The organism is Streptomyces sp. NPDC060035, from assembly GCF_042736635.1.
GTDB lineage: Bacteria > Actinomycetota > Actinomycetes > Streptomycetales > Streptomycetaceae > Streptomyces.
The window spans coordinates 123,753-141,427 of the sequence record NZ_JBHWVO010000006.1 but is presented as its reverse complement, the minus strand read 5'-3'; the positions used below and the strand labels follow the sequence as shown (position 1 = coordinate 141,427).

Below are 17,675 nucleotides of genomic sequence, written 5' to 3'. Positions count from 1 at the left end.
GCCCCGGCCGCACCACACGGGCGGATCAATTGATCCGTGATCTCAACTCCGAACAGGCCCTAAAGCGAGTCCGGGCGATCCTGTAGTTGTAGTGCTGCGGCGATCAGGTCGTGGACGAGGAACTCCCCGGAGGCACGGTCCTCTTTGAGCCGGGGCAGGTTGTCGGGGCCGAACCAGTCGTAGGCAGTGTGCTTGGACCATTCCAGGGCTGGGTGATCCAGGTCGCCGTCGACCTCGACGAGATAGTCGGCCTCGTGCCGTAGCCCGTCTCCGTCGTCGCCCGTCCAGGTGGTGACCCCGAGTAGTCGCCGGACCCGGCGCAGTTGCCATCCGGTCTCTTCTTCCACTTCCCGGGCAAGGGTGGCCAGCAAGGTCTCGCCGGGCTCGACGTGGCCGCCGACGATGTCCCAGTAGTCAGGGAAGAGCCGCCGGTGGGGGCTGCGTTTCTGGGCGAAGGCACGGCCCTGCTCGTTGAGGATCACCGCGCCGACGGTCCACAGCTCGCCGTCGGCGGGCATCGGCACCTCGACGCCGCTGTCGACGAGGACGTCCGGGTGCTGATCTGATGCCATGGCCCCCCACTGTAGGGCCGTATCCGATCCCCGCCCCGGCACTTGACCGAGACATGGCGGGGCAGGGAGAGCTGTCGGACGAGCAGTGGGAGAGGGTTGAGCTGCTGCTGCGTCCCGGTGAGCAACGGCCGCTGCTGCCGCTGGCGCGACCACCGGCAGGTGATCGCCGGGATACTGCACCGGGGGACCGGGGGACCGGGGTGCCGTGGCGGGACCTGCCGGAACGGTTCGGCCCTTGGGAAACTGCCTACGAGCGCCGTCGGCCGTGGCGTCGGCCGACGGCACCTGGGAACGCCTGTTCCGGCAGACCCTGGCAGCCGCCGACTCCGACGGCAGCATCGACTGGGACATTTCGGTGGGCTCCACCGTGGTGCGTGTCCACCAGGCCGGCGGCCGGCGGCGGCAGGGCACCCCCGGCCCCTGCCAGGGCGGGCCCGACGGGCCCAATGGACAACCCACGGCACCCATAGGACGTAGCAACCGCACCCTTCGCACCTGACTGCGCCAGCGCGGCATCCGGCACATCATTCCGGAGAAGAAGGACCACAAGAACGCGCGACTGCGCCACGCTTCCCGAGGCGGCAGGCCGCCGGGCTTTGACCGCGAACGGCACACAAAGCGCGCCGGCGGCGCCAGTGATCACAATGGCTGGCGTGGTGGAGCCATGGCCCAGCGAATCGCGGCGGTCAGTGCGCGCCCGGTCGGGGTCACGCAGGCTTCGGCCACGCCGGACAGCGGGGGCAGCTCCAGCGACGTACGGGCCCACCGGGGGAGGGCGGCGACGGAGTTCGCGGCGAGGACTGCATAGGGCGCACGGGCGGCCCAGGGCAGGGGCGGGTGGAACAGAATGAAGCGTGCTGCCTCGCGTGCTTCCTTTGTCGGGCGCAGTTCGCCACGGTAGGCGCCGAGGTGGGCGACGAGTTCCTTGCGATTGCGCGGAGGATCGGTGACGCCGAGTGCTTCCGCCACTCGTGCCATGTCGGCGATGTAGCCGTCGTACCCAGCGGCGTCGAGCGGTTCGGCTCCGTAGCGCTGGTGGGCGAGCAGGAAACTTTCGACCTCAGCCACATGCACCCAGCCGAGAAGGTGCGGGTCGGCGGCGTCGTAGGGCTCTCCGGACGGAGTTGTTCCGCGCACCCGGCTGTGTACGGCTCGCACCCGGTCGACCGCCTGCTGTGCGTGGTCCGCTGTTCCATATGTGGTGACGGCGAGGAAGGTACTGGTGCGCTGGAGGCGTCCCCAGGGATCGCCGCGGTAACCGGAATGGGCCTCTACGGCAGCCATCGCCAACGGGTGCAGGGACTGGAGCAGGAGCGCCCGGAGTCCACCGATGAACATGGACGCATCGCCGTGGACGGTACGAATCGGCCGGTGGGGACCGAACCAGCGTGGGCCAGGTGTTCCGTGGATGCGGGCGCGGTTCTCCGGCCCTGCGGGACCGGCGACCCGGACAAAGACGGCGCTGCCGAGCCGCTCCCGCAAGCCGGGTGCCGCACGTGTGGACGAGTCCATAAGACCAGTATGCGCTCACAGATGCCCAGGTGAGCGAAGCGGGCGCTGCCCAGTGGGCTGGCCCGGGGAACGAAATTCCGGGTGCGCGCAGGGGCGGGCCCATACCGCCGCGCAGCCGGCGCCCGGTGTTCGGAGTGCCCGGCGAATTCATCGGCGAACGCTGGTGAATTCGCCGATGGCGCCCGCGCCTGGCGCCCCGACTCTTGTCGGGTCAGGCACCCGCATCCCCGCAGCCCCCACATCCCCGTCAGGAGTGCTCCATGCGTCGTCGCTCACCCCGCCGGCTTTTCGGCGTTCTCGCGGCCGTCACGGTCGCGTTCACCCTGTTCTCCTCGGCATCGACGGCCGGCGCGGCCCAGACCGCGACCACCACTGCCGCCTCCACATCACGGGCCGCCGACGCTGCCGCTCAGCCGCTGTCGACCAGCACGCCGGTCGTCTTCGTCCATGGGTACACCGGCAGCGCCTCCAACTGGGTCACCGCCATGAGCGTCTTCCAGCTCAACGGCTGGTCCAGCTCCAAGCTCTTCGCATACGAGTACAACTCCTACGGCAACAACATCACCAACGCCCAGGGCCTGGCCTCCTTCGTCAACAACGTGAAGTCCCGGACCGGCGCGAGCAAGGTCGCGATCGTCAATCACTCGATGGGCGGTCTCGTCAGCCAGTACTACCTGAAGGTGCTGGGCGGCAACACCAGCGTCAGCCACCTCGCCTCGATCGCGGGCGCGAACCACGGAACCACGTACGCCGGCGCCTGCCTGATCTACGCGACCTGCCAGCAGATGTACCCGGGCTCGTCGTTCATCTCCCAGATCACCGCGGGCGACGAGACGCCGGGTGACACCAAGTACGCCACCTGGTACTCGGCGTGCGACGGCATCATCCTCCCGTACACCAGCACTCGGCTGAACGGCGCGACGAACAACAACGTGATCTGCCAGACCCACCTCGGGTACCTGGCGGACACGGTCGTGCTGGGCCAGATCGCGCGCTTCGTCGCCTCCTGACCCGCCGCGTGAGCCGGACACGCCTCGTCCCCGACCACAGATCCGGGGGACGAGGCGTGTCGTGCGCTCGGGTGAGGGGCCTATGAGTGGGTACTTACGCCCCGGTGCCGGAGCGATGCCCGCCGGGCAGGCGCGGCCCGTTCCTACCCGGCGGTAGACGGCCCGCGCCCGTACCGCTGAAGGTGGCCTTGCTCAAGGGCATCCGGGTCGATGGGGAGGAGCTGGACCAAGCCGACCCCGTTCTCCTCATCCGCCTCGTGCCGCCTCACCGCGATCCCGCCGACGCGGACCCTGACGGCACCGGACTCGGCCTGTCCGCACTCCGCGTAGAAGAGGGGGAGAGGCTGCGTCGGCTCTCCCGCCACGAAGGCGTGCACACCGCCCGCCGCTCCGGCTGTCGACTCCCACCACTGGCAGTTGCTGCGGTCCGTGCTGGGGGCCGACACATCCGTCCCGGACCAGGACGCGACCGAACGCTACGAGGTGCGCCCACGCCTGGGCGGTCTGCCGGAGGGCCGGACCAGGTGACTACGAACGGAACGGCCTGAGCGTGGCGCGGACCTGGTCCGCCGCACCCCAGTCGTGCTCGTACTGGGCGATGACGGCCAAGTGCTGCCGCAACTGGATGATCGGCATCCTGGCGGGCCAGTTGTCGTCGAGCCCGGTCAGCTCCGCGTACTGCGCGAAGAACCGCTTCGCTTCGGGCGGGTGCGGCGAACTCCACAGATGGGCCAGATCCACTTCGGGCCACATGTAGGAGACAGCCGGGTCGATCAGAGCGGGCTGCCCGTCCGGGGTCGCGAGGATGTTGTGCGCCCACAGGTCACCGTGGGTCAGGCAGGCCGGCCGGGAAGGCAGCAGTTCGGGCAGCCGCTCGCACAGCCGCTCCAGCGCCCGCCGGTCCCTTTCGTCGAGCGCCGCCCGTACCCGGGGCTCCGGCAGCCAGCGGAGCAGGCGGCTCCGGGCGAAGAAGGTGTGACCGTCGGTGTCCCAGGTGTTGTCCTGCCGGCAGCGCCCCAGCCAGTTGTCGCGGGACCAGCCGAAGCGGTCGTGCACGGTCGTGGTGTGCAGCCGCGCGAGGGTGTGGGCGAGCCGCTCCCAGAAGTCCTCTCGGGCCGGGCGCGTCTCCAGAACGGAGAGCACCAGCACGTCCCTGCCCGCGCACACCACCTCCGGGGTGGCGGCTCCGCCCAGCTCGCGTAGCGCCCGCAGGCCTTCGGCTTCCGCTGCGAACAGGCCGTCAGCAGGCGTCTCCCGGAAGGCTTTCACGAACACCGGCGGCCCCTCGCGGCGCGTCGCGATACCCGCGAGGGCAGCCACTCCCCCCTCGGCAGGGGTCACGGACACCGCATCGCTCAGCCCGGCCCGGTGCAGTCGGTCAAGAAGCAGGGACGGGATGGACATGACATGCACGCTACATCACGGCCCCGGTGGCTCAGTCAGCTCCAGCAGAAATGCATCTCGAAGTGGCACGAACAGACCTTGGATGTGCGTCCGAGCCATGGCTGAGGCAGTCAACTCCGAGGCGAGGATGGCCTTGGCCAGGTCGGTGATGCGGGTGGTGCTGCACCGCAGCTTGCGCAGCAGTCGCAGGTCTTGAGAGTCGCCAAGGCCTGCTCGCCGACCGCGCGGACCTTCGCGTGAGTGTGCCCAGGAACCGGTCGACGAACTGCCGGGGAGTGATGGTGGCCACCCTGAACTTCAGGCTCGCGAGGTTACGGGCGATCGGAAGGACCATCCCCACGATGCCGCCTTTGGAGTCATGTGCCGAACAATTCGGTGAGGAGTTCGGCACCGTCCGCAGGTCCGCGCACCTAGCACTGGACGTGAACATCGCGATAGTGCGCGTTGATGTCCGGTGCACGAGGGCAGGTGCGTCATGTCCGTTGTGCGGGACGTGGTCGGACCTTGTTCACGGCCGTGTCGCCGCGACGTGTCCTTTGCGGGCTCGCCCGTCCGGGACACGGAGGCGCCGGGGATTCACGTCGCTGTGGCCGAGGCCGTCCGGAGCGACCTCGCGGCCCGCCTGCGCATCGTCCGGCCGCTCTGCCCCGACCACCGCACCGGCACCCACCCGAAGGCGGTCTCGGACCGGGCGGTGTGGTGGCGCACGCCCGGGGCTCCGGCGAGCGAACCGGTGTGCTGACGGCCGCCCGGCGGATCCGTACGGGCCTCAGGACATGCTGCCCCGGCACACCGTCCCCGGGGCCGGGGTGCGGCCCGTGCGGAGGTATGTGTCGACCGCCTCCATGACGCAGCGGTTCTGCGGGTATGTGCCGTGGCCCTCCTCCTCGGCCGTTAGGAGCACGCCGACACCGTCGCCCAGGGCGCGGGCCATGTGGCGGGCGCCGGGGTATGGGGTAGTCGGGTCGCCGGTGCCGCCGACCACTAGGACGGGGGCCGCGCCGTCGGCGTTCACCTGGGGCGTGGCGCGCTCGCCATCGAACGGCCAGTCGTATCAGAGGTAGACGCCGGTGGACCAGGCCGCGCCGAAGACGGGTGAGGCGGCTTTGATGCGGGCCTCGTCGCTGCCGAGGCGTTCGAAGCCGGGGCGCAGGCTGGAATCCGCGCAGGTGATCGCGATCTGGGCGGCGCGGCTGCTGTCGCGCGGGGTCGCCGCGCGGTCGGCGGAGCCGATGTCGTCCGCGCCCTTGCTCAGCGGACGGCCGTCGTGGTGGTCGATCAGCGCGGTGAGGGCCTTGGCGAGCGGCGACCAGCCGTCTGTGCCGAGGTCGAGATGGTCGCTGACGGTGTGCGCGAGATCGTCGGCGTCGAGGTTCCTTCCGCCGCCGGCCGGGGCGGGCTTCTTCTCCAGGCGGTCGGCCAGGCGCGCCATGCGTCGCGCGGCCTCCTCGGGCCCGTCGCCGGTCGGGCAGTGGCGGATACGGGCCGCGCAGTGCGCAGCGAACCGGTCGAACGCCGCCTGGACCGCCTTGACCTGCGACACCTGCTCCTCGTCGAGGTCCTCGGTCGGATCGACGGACGCTTCGAGGACGAGCCGTCCGACGTGCGACGGGTACAGCTGGGCGTAGACCGCGCCGAGCGCCGTTCCGTACGAGACGCCGAAGTAGTGCAGCCGCTCGTCGCCGAGGAGGTAGCGCATCAGGTCGAGGTCGCGCGCGGTGTGCGAGGTGCCGACGTACGGGAGGAGCGCCCCGGAGTGCTGGGTGCAGGCGTCGGCCTCGTCGTAGCCGGTGTCGTCTGCGGTCTTCCCGCAGCGCACGGGGATGGTCGCGCCAACGCCGCGCGGGTCGAATGAGACCAGGTCGTAGCGGTCGAGGAGAGGCTTGTACTGGTTGAGGCGTTCGGGCAGTCCGCTCACGCCGGATACGCCGGGGCCGCCGAAGTTGAGGACGAGCGAGCCGATGCGTCGGGCGTTCGGGCCGGTGGCCTTGCGGCGGATCAGGGCGACGTCGATCGTCCTGCCGTCTGGTTTCCGATAGTCGAGGGGGGTCTTCATGGCGGCGCAGTCGTAGCCCGTGCGCGCGGTGGGCGGCGAGGTGCAGCGGGACCAGTGGAGGTGCTGGCCGGTGGTGAGCGCGGTGGGCAGACCGGCGGGGGGGTTGTTCGCGGTGAACTCCGTACGCGGCTCCGCACTCCGGCCGCGAGCGTCGTGCTGGAGCCAGGCGCCGACGGCCCCGATCGCGGCGAGGACGATCCCGGCGATGATGCGCGCACCGACCGAGAGGCCCGGTCTGCGGCTTCGTATCGGATGTGCGTTACTCATCGAAATCCCCGCGCTCCCGCCCCTGGACGCCCGCCCCGAGCCCGCATGCCCGTGATCGTCCGATCGTCGAATGAGTCAGAGTACAAGCCGCCTCCGAAGGCAGGCACGGCGACGGCGTACGGCCGGGTCGTGGACGTCGCCTACGAGCTCTCCACGCGCCGACGGGAAGCGAACGACGTCCCCGGCGCCCTATGGGCCGCCCGCCGCGGCCTTCTCGCGGCAGAGGAGAGCGAGATGCTGCACCGTCAACTCTCCTCGCCCGCCACGCCGCTGGTGATCTCGACGCCCTGCGTGAAGCCGCTACTCAACTGGCCCGCATCAACGAACAACTGCTCGGTGGTGTTGACATGGAGGCTGAGACTGCTGAGCTGCTGCGGAACTTGCTGCCGCGTCCCGCCGCTCGTGACCGCTGATGTAGGTTCCGCGTTTTTACGCACTCGTCCGCGGGACCTGCCCGTGGCCGGGCGGCGAACCGGTCAAGACGTTCACCGAGGAGCTGCCGTCGATCCCACCGCGGTCGCGGTTGACGTCGCGGCTGCGTACCTCGGGGGAAGCGGTCGCCGACCGCGGACGGACGGTGGTGCAGCCGCGCGCGACTTCGAGGTGTCGTGGCCGGTGGCGAACACCGCGTTCACGGCCGCGGCCGAGGCTGCGCTGCCGAAGGACACGCCGCCGGTGACGCACCTGGCGATCGACGAGACCCGACGCGGGAAGGCGAAGTTCCGCCTGGTCGAGGCGCCCGACGGCGGTGAGATCTGGGAAGTCGTCGCCGACCGGTGGCATGTCGGGCTGGTTGACCTGGTCGGCGGTGCCGGGCTGCTGGGGCAGGTCGAGGGCCGCACCGCGGCGAGTGTGTCGGCGTGGATGGGCGCCCAGACTCGCCAGGGGCGGGCCGGGGCCAGGTGGTCGCGATCGACATGTGCACCGTGTTCAAAGCCGCGGTGCGCGACGTGCTGCCGCACGTCAGCACGTGGTGGCCGCAGATCCTCGCCGCGATCACGACCGGCGTCACCAACGCCGCCTCCGAAGGGATCAACAGGGCGATCAAAACTGACGCCGTTCATCTTTACGCGAACCCGTTGTAAGTCAAGAATCGCCGAACCCTGAACCGAGATACATAAAGGATTCATATAAATCTGCTATGCTTCAGGCATGAGTCGCCGAGACGCCGCGCACGGCGCTTCCGATGCCATCGGGTCAGCCCTCTACGGTCTGGCCACCAGGGCCGTGAGACGCCTTCCCCGCGACATGAGCCTGACGTCCGCCGCCACCTTGGCCACCCTGGACAAGACCGGCCCGCGACGGATCACCGATCTGGCGGTGGCCGAGGGCGTCACCCAGCCCGCGATGACCGTCCTGGTCCGGGTGATGGAGGAATCCGGGCTGGTCGAGCGGAAGGGCGATCCGTCCGACAAGCGGGTCACGCTGGTGTGCCTGACCGAGGCCGGCGCGTCGTACGTCCGGACGCGACGCCAGGCGGGCGTCGATGCGTACGCGCGGTTGATCGACGAACTCACCGGTGACGAGGTCGAGGCCTTGGCAGCAGCCCTTCCGGCGCTGCTGCATCTGGCGGAGCTCGAAAGCCACGCCCGAGAGGAGTCGGACCGGTGACCGCGGCCCAGGCTCATGACCAGCCCATGAGCACTGCCCTGATACGTTCCGAGGCACGTCTGCTGGTCCCCGCCCTGATGTTCATCGCCCTGGTCGTGGCGGCGGTCGCCAGCCTCGGGACGCCGCTCATCACCAGCGTGGCGACCACGTTCCACGTCTCCCTCGACAGCGCGCAGTGGACGCTGACCATCGCCCTGCTCAGCGGCGCCGTCGCCACACCCGTCCTCGGCCGGCTCGGAGCCGGTCCGCACCGGCGGGCCACGATTCTCGCCACGCTGGCGATCGTCGTCGTCGGCAGCGCGCTCACCGTGCTGCCGCTGCCGTTCGCCTGGCTGCTCGTGGGCAGAGCGGCCCAAGGCGTCGGACTCGGTCTCACGGCGCTGATGATGGGCGTGGCCCGCGACCATCTTCCCGAGGAGCGCAGCGCGGCCACGATCGCCCTGATCTCAGTGGTCTCCATCATCGGAGCCGGCGTCGGCTACCCGCTGGCCGCGCTGCTCGCCGAGTTCGGCGGACTGCGGGCCGCCTACGGCCTCGGCCTGCTCGTCACCGCCATCGCCTTCGTGACCGCGTGGCGCTCCATGCCCGCAACTCCCGAAGGCCGCTCCGCTCACGTGAACGTGGCCGGTGCGCTCGTCCTGGCGGGTGGACTGCTCCTCGTCCTGTTCCTGGCCGGCGAGAGGAGCCTGTGGAGCCGACACCTCGCCGTGGCGGTGACCCTTGCCGTCGCCGCCGTACTCCTGCTCTGCGTCTGGACCGTTTCCGAACTGCGAACCAAGACGCCCCTGGTCGACGTCCGGGCGGTACGGCACCCGGCGGTCGCCGGGGCGAACATCGCCATGTTCGTCGGCGGGAGCGGCATGTACCTCCTGCTCACGCTCATCACCCGCTACGCGCAGACGCCGCACAGCGCCGGCTACGGCTTCGGACTGACCACCTTCGTGGCGGGGCTGGTCCTCATCCCGTTCTCCGTGCTGGGGTTCGTCGCCGGCAAGCTCACGCCGCGGGTCCGCGAACGGATCGACGGCCCCCTGCTCCTGGCCGGCAGCGCCGCCATCGTCGGTGGCGGGTTCGTCCTGTTCGCCACCGCCCGGTCCAACCTGGCCGAACTGCTCGCGGCCATGGGCGTGCTGGGCTTCGGCGTCGGCAGCTTCTCGGCCGCCATGCCCGGCGTCATCCTGGCCGTCACCCCCAAGAGCGAGACGTCGAGCGCCATGAGCTTCAACTACGTCGTCCGCAGCGTCGGGTACTCCCTGGGCAGCGCCATCGGCGGTCTGGTCCTGGCCGCCGGCACCGCCACGGGCCGCCTCTTCCCGAACGACGATGCCTACACGACCGCGGCGCTGGTCGGCGTCGCCGCGATGGCGATCACGACGATGGCCGGCCTCGCCCTCGCCCGCCGACGCCCACCCGAGACCGATCCGATCACAGCTCCAGTCGGTGTGCCGGGCCTGGGCCGGTCGAGTCGAACCGGAAGCTGAGGATCGAAGCCGTCCGACTTCGACGCCGTCTCCGTCGGCTCGCTGACCCACAGCGCGCCGGCCATGGATCTGAGCATGCTTCTGATCATCAATTCCGAACACAGGAGGTACCGTGGCCAAGGGCTACTGGGTCAGCGTCTACCGCACCATCGCAGACCCTGAGAGGCTTGCTGCCTACGACAAGCTGGCCGGTCCAGCCGTCAAGGCCGCGGGCGGGCGGCTGCTCTCCCGTGGCAGCCGGGTCGTCGCACACGACGCCGGAATCGCCGAGCGCACCGTCCTGATCGAGTTCGACAGCTTCGAACAGGCGGTCGCCGCACGCGCGAGTGCGGCCTACCAGGAGGCGCTGGCCGTACTTGCTGACGGCGTCGAGCGCGACTTCCGCATCATCGAAGGCCTCGACTGACGATCGAGGCTGCGTCGGCGACGAACACGAAGCCGACTGCGGGGATCACCCCGGCTCGTCAGCGCGCCGCACGGTCGCGGGTCGTCGATGTCCTGGATTCCCTCGGACTCCCGCGCGATGCGCGCGAACACGGCGTCCAGCTCGGGCATCGGAGCATCGACCGGGCTCTTGGCGTCGGCAAGCATCGCGCGCAACTGCAGGTCCGCAACCGGGGCCAGGTACCGGTCGACGGTCGTCTCGCGGGAGGCATGGCCCAGAAGGTTCTGCACCATGAACCACGGGTCCCCGTAGAGCAGTCGGAAGTCCCGACGCTCCTCGGGTGTCAGCCCGTAGCGCTGGTCCATCAAGTGATTGAGCACGACGAGCATGTAGAGGGCGAAGGAATTGCGGGCGGAGTGCGGCGTGGCATACGGAGCGTAAATCTTGTGCGGATCCAATCCCTGGTGCTTCGGCGGGGTCAGCACTCGCTCACAGCGCTGGTTCGCCGTGCGGAAGACGCCCTCCCACGAGTGCGGCTGGAACGGCAGGCCCTGTTCGTTCAGCCACAGCCACAACGGCTCCGGACCTGTCGGCCCTCGGTGAACAGAAGCATGCGCTCCCACACCGTCAGCAGGTCCAGCGCGCGTTCTCCGATGACGCCGTTCTGGTCGCACCAGCGCACCACCGGCTTCAGCCCCCGGGTGACCTCGACGACCAGCCGCATCTCCGGCAGGCGGTCATAGCGGCCCGCCTTCTGGGCCCGCCGTACGGCCCACGCCCGCGTGGAATCCGCGTACGATTCGATGGCCCCGACCGCGTCCGACGCGACGTGGTACGTGCGGGGTTTCTTCGACCGCGTTACCTGCGCAGCGACCTTCCCTCGGTAGTAACGGCCGCCGTCCAGCCGCCGCTTGGGGAGCTCGAACATCAGCAGCGACCCGCTCTCGGCCCTCCGCAGCCCCGACGATGTGAGCAGCCGCACGAACGCGACGTTCCGGTCTTCCGAGCCGCCCCACCCATCCCGGCTCCGGCATGCTCTCGCGGGTGTGGCCCCGCAGCCCAACGTCAATCCACCGCCGCCAGGTCCGTGGCGTCAGCCAGTGAACGTTGCTCGGCCGGGCATCCTTCGCTTTCGCCGCGGCAACTGTCATAACCTCGCCGTACCGGCCCAGCACCTCTTCATGACGACCGGATTCCGGGTCAAGTGACGCTCTCTGACGGCCCATCCGTACAAACTCGTGAACGCAGCCAGCTCCCGGTTCCACTTTGAGCCCCCGATCCGCTTTGGATTCGTCTCCGCGAAGCGCCGCCAGTGCTCGTAGCCGTCCAGATCCCTCTGTGTCGCTTCCGTCCACCCCCGGCCGCGATTCCACAGGGAGGTCAAAAGCAACGCGATAGCGGTCGCGTAATTTCGCCGCGTCTCCACGGTGTAAGCGCGAAAGACATTCGACTGTCCGTAACGACTCAGGAGCGGATCCACCCGGTGGTCCGGCGACAGGAAAATGGGGTCGCCAGCTCGCACCCCTACCGCTTGCTCCCGAGCTGGCAGGTCCTCCCACTGCCCAAGCAGCGACCTCCGCACTCCACCCCGCACCGCGTCACGCGGCACCCAGAACACCGCCCAACTCATCGCGCCAGCACCCCTCTTGATCGGCTTCACACGCCGATTCAACAGGGAAGTGAGCAATTCCGTGTGATTTTTTGTGAGCGCCGATCGAGCATTTCCGCGTGATCATGAGCAAACGGTTACGTGCAGTAGCTTTCAGTTGTCGGTTCATCGTGCCCTTCCCGCGCGGGCGGTGGTGAGGGACAGCAACTGATCGACGAGGCCCAGCGACTGCTGCAACTCCTGGACGCACTGTCCAGCTCCCGGGAAGTAACCAGTCGGAGGGTGGATCGGTGAGGCCGGATGCCTGGGGCGACCCGGCGAGCGGCGCTGGTGGAGGTGCGCTGTCTGACGGTGGCGGGTCTTCTCGGCTCGCTGCCGCAGTCACGGTCCGGATGCTAGCGAAGGACCGATTCAAGCAGCAGTTCGCTCAGGGCCGCCGGCATGGTGATCATGCAGTCGTGTCCGGTCGGCAGTTCTCGTATGCGTGCCGGGGAGCCGTTGGGCTGTGTCGCGGGGACGGGCCGCCGCACGATGCCTTCCGGTTCTGCGCCGACGCAGTGGATGTGCGTGCGCGGAACCGTGTCGGCGGCTGGGTTGTCCAGTCGGACCGGTTGCCGCAGGCAGCGCACTGGCTGGTCGGAGAGTGTCGCGCGCAGCCATGCGACGTCCGCCGGGTCGGTGACCCCGAACAGGCCGAGGGGCGGGAGCATCTCGGGCAGTGGCGGGATGCGCCAGCCGGTGTCGGACTGGGCGGCCAGGTCGATCAGGTTCTGGGTCATGGGCTGTACGTCGACGGCGCTCTCGCCGTGCTCCGGGACCATCGCGTCCAGGTACACCAGGTGCGCGATCCGTTCCGGCACGTCGTTGGCCACGGACGAGACGACCAGCCCCGCGTAGCTGTGGCCCACGAGCACCACCTCGGTCAGGTCCTCCTCGTGGATCAGCTTCACGATGTCCTCGACGTGCGTGTCGAGCCCCACCTCGGGTCCGAGCAGGTGTGCCTTGTCGCCGTAGCCGGTCAGCGAGGGCGCGAACACGCGGTGTCCGGCCGATTCCAGCAGCGGGACCACCCGTTCCCAGCACCGGCCGCTGTGCCAGGCACCGTGTACCAGCAGAAACGTTGACATGAGGGGAATCTCCTTCTCTTCGGGGTGTGGAAGCGCGAGAACGTTGGCGGTTCTGTTCCATGCCTCGGTACTCTTTGGGAACCGACATCATCGTGCTGCACCTGCCGCACCTTGATCAATACGGCACATTGAGGTGCCCCGGTTCTGTGGAGGTAACCATGAGCGGCACCGCGGGCGGCCAGTCGCGGCCGACTCGGCCGGAGGACCCGTGCCAGGCCCGTGAAGTGCTCGGCATCGTCGGCGACAAGTGGTCGCTGCTGATCGTGCGTAACCTCAGCCAGGGGCCGCGCCGCTTCACCGAACTCAAGCGGGCCGTCGACGGGATCAGCCAGCGGATGCTCACTGTCACCCTGCGCGGCCTGGAACGCGATGGGATCCTCACACGGACTGTCCGCAATGTCATGCCGCCGCACGTCAGTTACGAACTCACTCCGATGGGCAGGACCCTCCGCGAAGCCACCGCACCCCTGTTGGAGTGGAGCATCACGCACCTGACGCACATCGACGCTGCCCGCGCCGTGTACGACGCCCGCCCCGGCACACCGCCCGCCTGACCCCCGCCCGGCCGGACTCGCCGATCAGCAGGGACGGCTCCATCGGCTTCCTCTGGTCAGCGGTGAGCTGCCGCCAGGTCGCCCCCTGCGTTCTACCGCGATCAGCCTCACCCAAGCCGCGACATCCACATCCTTGTCACGGCGGCACCCCAGGGCCTACCGGGCAGGCACCGCCCTGGCGGTGCCTGCCCGGCGCGCTCGGTCAGTGCCCGGAGGGGAACAGCGCAAGGAGCCGAGCACGCTGCCCGGAGCCGAGGCCCTGGACGCGGCGGCCCTCGGAGATCCGCAGGTCGGCAAGTAGTTGGCCGGCGCGGACGGCACCGATGCCGGGAAGCGATTCAAGGACGCGGCGCACCCGGATCTTGCCGACCACCGCGTCCTTACGGGCGAGCAGGTCCATCAGCTGCAGGGTTCCCGCCTTGAGCTGGGCCATCAGGTCGGCGCGCTCCTTGCGGACGGCCTTCGCCTTCTCCAGCGCTTCGGCTCGCTGGGACGGGGTCAAAGCCGGTAGATCCATCAGCTGTTCTCCTTGTTCGCGTGACGGTCGCGTGGGCGCTCCCGTCTGCGGTGCGGCGCGAAACGCCTCGATGACGTAAGCGGCGAAGCGGCGGGAGGCCGTGAGCCGGGCCGGGCGGGGCGCGTGCTGGAGGCCCTGGTGAGCTGTGAGCATCAGGATCAGGTCGTCGACGACGAAGCCGGGACGGAGCTGGCCGGTCTCCTGGGCACGGCGGGCCAGTTCGGTGACCGCCCGCGCGGTCCGCTCGCGGTCGGCGGCGAAGTCCATGGACTGGGGGAAGGCCGTCATGAAAGCGTCGGCGAATCCGCGGCTGTGGGCGTGGAGTTCGCAGATCCGCTCGATCAGGCTCTGGAATCCGTGCCAGGGGTCCGCGTCCATGAGGGCGTCGCGGACGGCGGCGTGACAGGCTCGGTGCTGCTCGGCGAAGGTCTGCGCGATCAGTTCCTGCTTCGTCGGGAAGTGCCGGTACAGCGTGGCGGGGGCCAGGTCTGCCCGCCGGGCGACGTCGCGCATGGGTGCGCTCAGACCCTCCTCGCCGAACACCAAGCGGGCAGCGTCCAGGATGCGGGCCCGGTTGTCGCGGGCGTCGGAACGCACGGTCCGAGGCAAGTGGCCGGTCATCGTCTCTCACTTCAGCCAGACGGACGCAGGAGCCCGTTACGGTCCGATGGCGGTGCCGCCACCCCACCCCGGCAATCCGCCGGTGGCCCCGGCGGTGGGGCCGATTCGATACCCACGGTCGCAGCAGTGATGGCGGTCCGTCCACCGACCCGAGGAGCAGAGATGAAAGCCGTCGTCATCAGGACGTTCGGAAACCCCGAGGGCTTGGAGGTCATCGACGTGCCCGTGCCCGTTCCTGCTCCGGGGCAGGTGCGGATCGCCACGGAGGCGATCGGCGTGGGCGGCGTGGACGCCGTGATCCGCCGGGGAACGCTCGCCGCCTACGGGATCCGGGCGGGGCATGTCCTCGGCAGCGAAGTCGCAGGATGCGTCAGCGCGGTGGGACAGGGCGTGGACGCCTCGTGGATCGGGCGGAGCGTATGGGCGTTCACCGGCCTGTCCGGTGGGTATGCCGAGCAAGCCGTCGCCGCGGTCGATGATGTGCTCCCGCTGCACCACGGCCTGACCGGCACCGACGCGGTTGCCCTCGGCGGCTCCGGTGTGGTCGCCCACTTCGCCCTGGAGCGGGCCCGTCTCGCACCCGGGGCGACGGTGCTCGTGCGCGGTGCGGCCGGCAGCATCGGGATCACGGCGGTCCAGCTCGCAGCCAAGGGCGGCGCGGGCGCGGTGGCGGTCACCACCTCATCGCCCGAGCGCGGTACCCGCCTGAAAGAGCTGGGCGCCACGCACGTCCTGAACCGCTCCGGTGAGGGCGACGGAGATGCCCCGGCGGGCTTCGACGTGGTGATCGATGTCGTGGGGGGCCCTCAGCTTCCCCTCTTCCTGGACAGGTTGAACTCCAACGGGCGGTACGTGGCCGTCGGCGTGGTCGGTGGGCGGCCGCCGGCGGACTTCGGCATGCGGCTGATGGATGCCTTCCGCAGATCGCTGTCGTTCGCCACCTTCAGCTCCGACACCGTGCCCGGCCCCGACCGGCAGGCCGTGCGCTCTTCCCAGTTCGCCGATGCCGGGCTCGGGAACCTGCGCACGGTCGTGCACGAGGTACTGCCGCTGGAGCAGGCGGCGCTGGCCCACCGCAAGATGGACGCGGGAGAGGTGTTCGGGAGGGTCGTGCTGGTGCCCTGAGCTGGGTAGAGACGGCATTCGCCGCGCCGGGCAGCGGAAAATGAGGCCGCTCGGGCGTACGGGGTGTTTCGCCGCATCGTCTGGAGCCCGCCCCGCGACCCTGCGTGGGTTGTCCGGCGGACCGCTGCAGCATTCGCCAGGGAGTGCCGCAACCGCAGGCACGCCGGCCTTTTACCCTTGCGGGCTGATCCCCCGTACCGTCAGGGCGAGCAGTCGGTGCGCTCCGGCGGCAGGGTCCGGGTGATGCTCCGTGGCGAGTGCGAGACCCGTGACCAGCGAGACCAGGTCGGCGGTGGTCACCTCTAGTGCCACCGCGCCCGCCTGTGCGGCGCGGTGCAGCAGTGGATCGACCGCGCCGCCCAGGCGCACCGCGCAGGCATTGACGTGGCCCGCGTCGTCCGTCCCGTCCTGGACCAGCGCATCGGCCATGCCGCGCGCGGTAGTTGCATACGTGGTGAGCGCACTCAGCCAGTCCAGCAGCGCGGCCCGTGGGTCGTCCGCCTCGGCGAGATCGACGGCACGGGCGCAGAGGGCGTCAATCCGGTGGCTGAACACGGCCTCCAGCAGGGCCCGGCGGTTGGGGAAGTGGCGGCGCACGGTGGCCGATCCGACTCCGGCGGTGCGGGCGATCTGCTCCAGGGAGGCGTCGGCGCCGTGCGCGGCGACCTCCTCCTCCGCCACGGCGAGGATCCGCGCGTAGTTGCGCCGGGCATCCGCGCGCTGGACCGTCATGGCATCTCCGTGCTTGCTAAGTGGCGGGGCCCTCCGTATCGTACCCGAGGCAAATGGCGGACACCGCCGTTTACGTCCGGATGCGATCCGAGGAGCAGCATGAGCACACCCTCCGCCCCCGTCCTGGTCGTCGGCGCCACCGGTCAGCAAGGTGGCGCCACCGCTCGCGCCCTGCTCACCGCGGGGATTCCCGTTCGGGCACTGGTCCGCGACCCCTCGACCGCCCGAGCCAAGGCCGTCGAGGCGCTGGGCGCCGAGCTGGTCACCGGCGACCTCGACGACCTCGGCTCCGTCAACCGGGCTGCCATGGGCGTGCGCGCCGTCTTCTCCGTCCAGATGCCCGACGTGGACGGCCGCGGGTTCGAAGGCGAGGTCGCGCAGGCCAACAACCTGATCGATGGTGCGCGGGCCGCCGGGGTCCCGCAGTTCGTGCACACCTCGGTCTCCGGTGCGGGGCAGCACGTCAGCTGGGTCAAGGGCCGGTGGGCCTGGATGGAGCCGTATTACAGCGCCAAGGCCGGGATCCAGGACCGGGTCCGTGATGCGGGCTTCACCCACTGGACGCTCATCAAGCCTGGGTTCTTCATGGAGAACTTCCGCCCCTGCGCGCAGATCATGTTCCCCCGCGGGGTCGCGGGCGGGTTGGTGAGCCTGCTGAAGCCCGCGACCCGGCTGTCCCTGATCGCCGTCGACGACATCGGCACGGTGGCCGCCGCGGCCATCGCCGCACCGGAGCGGTTCGACAGGATCGAGCTCGAACTGGCCGGCGACTTCCTGACCATGACGGACATCGCCGCGGTCCTCTCCCGGACCCTGGGCACCGAGCTGACCGCGCCCGACATGACCGCAGACGAGGCGACCGCCGCCGGGATGCCCGGCATGGGCTTCGCACAGGCTCGCATCAACGAAGAATCTCAGCCCGCCCGCCCCGCGTTCGCACGGGATCTGGGTCTGTCCCTCACCGCTTTCGAGACCTGGGCACGAGAGCATCTCCGGAATCCGGCATTCGTCTGTTGAGTACGCGGAAGCTCCGACCGTGCACTGACGGACTGTTGGCCGCTGGGCGCGGGCACCGAAGTCGGCCCAGTCTTC

22 protein-coding genes and 3 pseudogenes are annotated in these 17,675 nt (G+C 69.8%); 11 read left to right on the top strand and 14 right to left on the bottom strand.

The window, feature by feature from the left end; genetic code table 11:
* Positions 1-59 precede the first annotated feature (59 nt).
* Entirely contained in the window at positions 60-572 is a 513-nt protein-coding gene (locus tag ACFWBQ_RS11985; protein ID WP_385486761.1) for an NUDIX hydrolase, read from the bottom strand.
* Between ACFWBQ_RS11985 and ACFWBQ_RS11980 the strand changes: the two are divergent.
* Together ACFWBQ_RS11980 and ACFWBQ_RS11975 are read left to right on the top strand one after the other, a co-directional pair.
* Positions 566-787, top strand: a pseudogene (locus ACFWBQ_RS11980) (hypothetical protein); the annotation flags it as partial. The gene ACFWBQ_RS11985 and the pseudogene ACFWBQ_RS11980 overlap by 7 nt on opposite strands.
* 50 nt (positions 788-837) lie before the next feature.
* Positions 838-1,071 carry a hypothetical protein gene (locus ACFWBQ_RS11975; protein WP_385487209.1) on the top strand — a complete coding sequence of 78 codons (234 nt, stop codon included), beginning with the start codon at positions 838-840 and terminating at the stop codon, positions 1,069-1,071.
* A gap of 140 nt (positions 1,072-1,211) precedes the next feature.
* Here the strand turns inward: ACFWBQ_RS11975 and ACFWBQ_RS11970 are convergent, their stop codons facing one another.
* Positions 1,212-2,084 carry an oxygenase MpaB family protein gene (locus ACFWBQ_RS11970; RefSeq protein WP_385486760.1) on the bottom strand — a complete coding sequence of 291 codons (873 nt, stop codon included), beginning with the start codon at positions 2,082-2,084 and terminating at the stop codon, positions 1,212-1,214.
* Positions 2,085-2,344: 260 nt separating this feature from the next.
* On the opposite strand from ACFWBQ_RS11970, the gene ACFWBQ_RS11965 reads away from it, so the two are divergent.
* Positions 2,345-3,094, top strand: coding sequence for an esterase/lipase family protein (locus ACFWBQ_RS11965; protein ID WP_385486758.1), 750 nt, complete (start codon positions 2,345-2,347; stop codon positions 3,092-3,094).
* 143 nt (positions 3,095-3,237) lie between these two features.
* Here the strand turns inward: ACFWBQ_RS11965 and ACFWBQ_RS11960 are convergent, their stop codons facing one another.
* From ACFWBQ_RS11960 to ACFWBQ_RS11950, 3 genes and pseudogenes are all read right to left on the bottom strand, one after another.
* Positions 3,238-3,540 carry a hypothetical protein gene (locus ACFWBQ_RS11960; protein WP_385486756.1) on the bottom strand — a complete coding sequence of 101 codons (303 nt, stop codon included), beginning with the start codon at positions 3,538-3,540 and terminating at the stop codon, positions 3,238-3,240.
* 82 nt (positions 3,541-3,622) lie between these two features.
* Positions 3,623-4,498 (bottom strand): fructosamine kinase family protein, encoded by an 876-nt coding sequence (locus tag ACFWBQ_RS11955; protein WP_385486754.1) that lies wholly within the window; start codon positions 4,496-4,498, stop codon positions 3,623-3,625.
* A gap of 99 nt (positions 4,499-4,597) precedes the next feature.
* Positions 4,598-4,770: pseudogene (locus ACFWBQ_RS11950) on the bottom strand (IS5/IS1182 family transposase); the annotation flags it as partial.
* Positions 4,771-5,084: 314 nt separating this feature from the next.
* Between ACFWBQ_RS11950 and ACFWBQ_RS11945 the strand changes: the two are divergent.
* Entirely contained in the window at positions 5,085-5,240 is a 156-nt protein-coding gene (locus ACFWBQ_RS11945) for a hypothetical protein (protein WP_385486752.1), read from the top strand.
* Positions 5,241-5,267: 27 nt separating this feature from the next.
* Here the strand turns inward: ACFWBQ_RS11945 and ACFWBQ_RS11940 are convergent.
* The 3 genes and pseudogenes from ACFWBQ_RS11940 to ACFWBQ_RS11930 all read right to left on the bottom strand — a co-directional run.
* Positions 5,268-5,537, bottom strand: a pseudogene (locus ACFWBQ_RS11940) (alpha/beta hydrolase); the annotation flags it as partial.
* 15 nt (positions 5,538-5,552) lie between these two features.
* Positions 5,553-6,821: an alpha/beta fold hydrolase gene (locus tag ACFWBQ_RS11935; RefSeq protein ID WP_385486750.1), complete on the bottom strand. Its 1,269-nt coding sequence runs from the start codon at positions 6,819-6,821 to the stop codon at positions 5,553-5,555.
* Positions 6,822-7,066: 245 nt separating this feature from the next.
* Entirely contained in the window at positions 7,067-7,258 is a 192-nt protein-coding gene (locus tag ACFWBQ_RS11930) for a hypothetical protein (RefSeq protein ID WP_385486748.1), read from the bottom strand.
* Between the two features lie 465 nt (positions 7,259-7,723).
* On the opposite strand from ACFWBQ_RS11930, the gene ACFWBQ_RS11925 reads away from it, so the two are divergent.
* The 4 genes from ACFWBQ_RS11925 (at position 7,724) to ACFWBQ_RS11910 (ending at position 10,319) form a co-directional block, all read left to right on the top strand.
* Positions 7,724-7,906 (top strand): hypothetical protein, encoded by a 183-nt coding sequence (locus tag ACFWBQ_RS11925; RefSeq protein ID WP_385486746.1) that lies wholly within the window; start codon positions 7,724-7,726, stop codon positions 7,904-7,906.
* Between the two features lie 67 nt (positions 7,907-7,973).
* Positions 7,974-8,432 carry a MarR family winged helix-turn-helix transcriptional regulator gene (locus ACFWBQ_RS11920; RefSeq protein ID WP_229876805.1) on the top strand — a complete coding sequence of 153 codons (459 nt, stop codon included), beginning with the start codon at positions 7,974-7,976 and terminating at the stop codon, positions 8,430-8,432.
* Positions 8,433-8,458: 26 nt separating this feature from the next.
* Positions 8,459-9,913 (top strand): MFS transporter, encoded by a 1,455-nt coding sequence (locus ACFWBQ_RS11915; protein ID WP_385486744.1) that lies wholly within the window; start codon positions 8,459-8,461, stop codon positions 9,911-9,913.
* A 112-nt stretch (positions 9,914-10,025) separates the two neighbouring features.
* The gene (locus ACFWBQ_RS11910) at positions 10,026-10,319 is read left to right on the top strand and encodes a DUF1330 domain-containing protein (protein ID WP_030978521.1); all 294 of its coding nucleotides are present in this window, start codon (positions 10,026-10,028) and stop codon (positions 10,317-10,319) included.
* Here ACFWBQ_RS11910 and ACFWBQ_RS11905 read toward each other — a convergent pair.
* The 4 genes from ACFWBQ_RS11905 to ACFWBQ_RS11890 all read right to left on the bottom strand — a co-directional run bounded on the left by ACFWBQ_RS11905 (position 10,247) and on the right by ACFWBQ_RS11890 (position 13,034).
* Positions 10,247-10,873: a hypothetical protein gene (locus tag ACFWBQ_RS11905; protein WP_385486741.1), complete on the bottom strand. Its 627-nt coding sequence runs from the start codon at positions 10,871-10,873 to the stop codon at positions 10,247-10,249. The genes ACFWBQ_RS11910 and ACFWBQ_RS11905 overlap by 73 nt on opposite strands.
* Positions 10,858-11,280 carry a hypothetical protein gene (locus ACFWBQ_RS11900; RefSeq protein WP_385486739.1) on the bottom strand — a complete coding sequence of 141 codons (423 nt, stop codon included), beginning with the start codon at positions 11,278-11,280 and terminating at the stop codon, positions 10,858-10,860. The genes ACFWBQ_RS11905 and ACFWBQ_RS11900 overlap by 16 nt, the downstream gene beginning before the upstream one ends.
* A gap of 165 nt (positions 11,281-11,445) precedes the next feature.
* Positions 11,446-11,928 (bottom strand): site-specific integrase, encoded by a 483-nt coding sequence (locus tag ACFWBQ_RS11895; protein ID WP_385487181.1) that lies wholly within the window; start codon positions 11,926-11,928, stop codon positions 11,446-11,448.
* 374 nt (positions 11,929-12,302) lie between these two features.
* Entirely contained in the window at positions 12,303-13,034 is a 732-nt protein-coding gene (locus ACFWBQ_RS11890; protein WP_385486737.1) for an alpha/beta fold hydrolase, read from the bottom strand.
* Between the two features lie 158 nt (positions 13,035-13,192).
* Between ACFWBQ_RS11890 and ACFWBQ_RS11885 the strand changes: the two genes are divergently transcribed.
* Positions 13,193-13,588 carry a winged helix-turn-helix transcriptional regulator gene (locus ACFWBQ_RS11885; protein ID WP_385486735.1) on the top strand — a complete coding sequence of 132 codons (396 nt, stop codon included), beginning with the start codon at positions 13,193-13,195 and terminating at the stop codon, positions 13,586-13,588.
* Between the two features lie 202 nt (positions 13,589-13,790).
* Here ACFWBQ_RS11885 and mihF read toward each other — a convergent pair whose 3' ends face one another.
* Positions 13,791-14,726, bottom strand: coding sequence for an integration host factor, actinobacterial type (mihF, locus tag ACFWBQ_RS11880; RefSeq protein ID WP_385486733.1), 936 nt, complete (start codon positions 14,724-14,726; stop codon positions 13,791-13,793).
* A gap of 162 nt (positions 14,727-14,888) precedes the next feature.
* On the opposite strand from mihF, the gene ACFWBQ_RS11875 reads away from it, so the two are divergent.
* Positions 14,889-15,851: a zinc-binding dehydrogenase gene (locus ACFWBQ_RS11875; protein WP_385486731.1), complete on the top strand. Its 963-nt coding sequence runs from the start codon at positions 14,889-14,891 to the stop codon at positions 15,849-15,851.
* 171 nt (positions 15,852-16,022) lie between these two features.
* Here the strand turns inward: ACFWBQ_RS11875 and ACFWBQ_RS11870 are convergent, their stop codons facing one another.
* A complete protein-coding gene (locus ACFWBQ_RS11870; RefSeq protein ID WP_385486729.1) occupies positions 16,023-16,583 on the bottom strand; it encodes a TetR/AcrR family transcriptional regulator in 561 nt (186 codons plus the stop codon).
* 99 nt (positions 16,584-16,682) lie between these two features.
* Here ACFWBQ_RS11870 and ACFWBQ_RS11865 point away from each other — a divergent pair, with 99 nt between their 5' ends.
* Positions 16,683-17,600, top strand: coding sequence for an NmrA family NAD(P)-binding protein (locus ACFWBQ_RS11865; RefSeq protein ID WP_385486727.1), 918 nt, complete (start codon positions 16,683-16,685; stop codon positions 17,598-17,600).
* Positions 17,601-17,675: the final 75 nt, after the last annotated feature.

Bases quoted from the DNA above. Each gene is read 5' to 3' on its own strand.
- ACFWBQ_RS11985 (WP_385486761.1), bottom strand. From the start codon at position 572: ATGGCATCAGATCAGCACCCGGACGTCCTCGTCGACAGCGGCGTCGAG.
- ACFWBQ_RS11970 (WP_385486760.1), bottom strand. From the start codon at position 2,084: ATGGACTCGTCCACACGTGCGGCACCCGGCTTGCGGGAGCGGCTCGGC.
- ACFWBQ_RS11965 (WP_385486758.1), top strand. From the start codon at position 2,345: ATGCGTCGTCGCTCACCCCGCCGGCTTTTCGGCGTTCTCGCGGCCGTC.
- ACFWBQ_RS11955 (WP_385486754.1), bottom strand. From the start codon at position 4,498: ATGTCCATCCCGTCCCTGCTTCTTGACCGACTGCACCGGGCCGGGCTG.
- ACFWBQ_RS11935 (WP_385486750.1), bottom strand. From the start codon at position 6,821: ATGAGTAACGCACATCCGATACGAAGCCGCAGACCGGGCCTCTCGGTC.
- ACFWBQ_RS11920 (WP_229876805.1), top strand. From the start codon at position 7,974: ATGAGTCGCCGAGACGCCGCGCACGGCGCTTCCGATGCCATCGGGTCA.
- ACFWBQ_RS11915 (WP_385486744.1), top strand. From the start codon at position 8,459: ATGAGCACTGCCCTGATACGTTCCGAGGCACGTCTGCTGGTCCCCGCC.
- ACFWBQ_RS11895 (WP_385487181.1), bottom strand. From the start codon at position 11,928: ATGAGTTGGGCGGTGTTCTGGGTGCCGCGTGACGCGGTGCGGGGTGGA.
- ACFWBQ_RS11890 (WP_385486737.1), bottom strand. From the start codon at position 13,034: ATGTCAACGTTTCTGCTGGTACACGGTGCCTGGCACAGCGGCCGGTGC.
- ACFWBQ_RS11885 (WP_385486735.1), top strand. From the start codon at position 13,193: ATGAGCGGCACCGCGGGCGGCCAGTCGCGGCCGACTCGGCCGGAGGAC.
- mihF (WP_385486733.1), bottom strand. From the start codon at position 14,726: ATGACCGGCCACTTGCCTCGGACCGTGCGTTCCGACGCCCGCGACAAC.
- ACFWBQ_RS11875 (WP_385486731.1), top strand. From the start codon at position 14,889: ATGAAAGCCGTCGTCATCAGGACGTTCGGAAACCCCGAGGGCTTGGAG.
- ACFWBQ_RS11870 (WP_385486729.1), bottom strand. From the start codon at position 16,583: ATGACGGTCCAGCGCGCGGATGCCCGGCGCAACTACGCGCGGATCCTC.
- ACFWBQ_RS11865 (WP_385486727.1), top strand. From the start codon at position 16,683: ATGAGCACACCCTCCGCCCCCGTCCTGGTCGTCGGCGCCACCGGTCAG.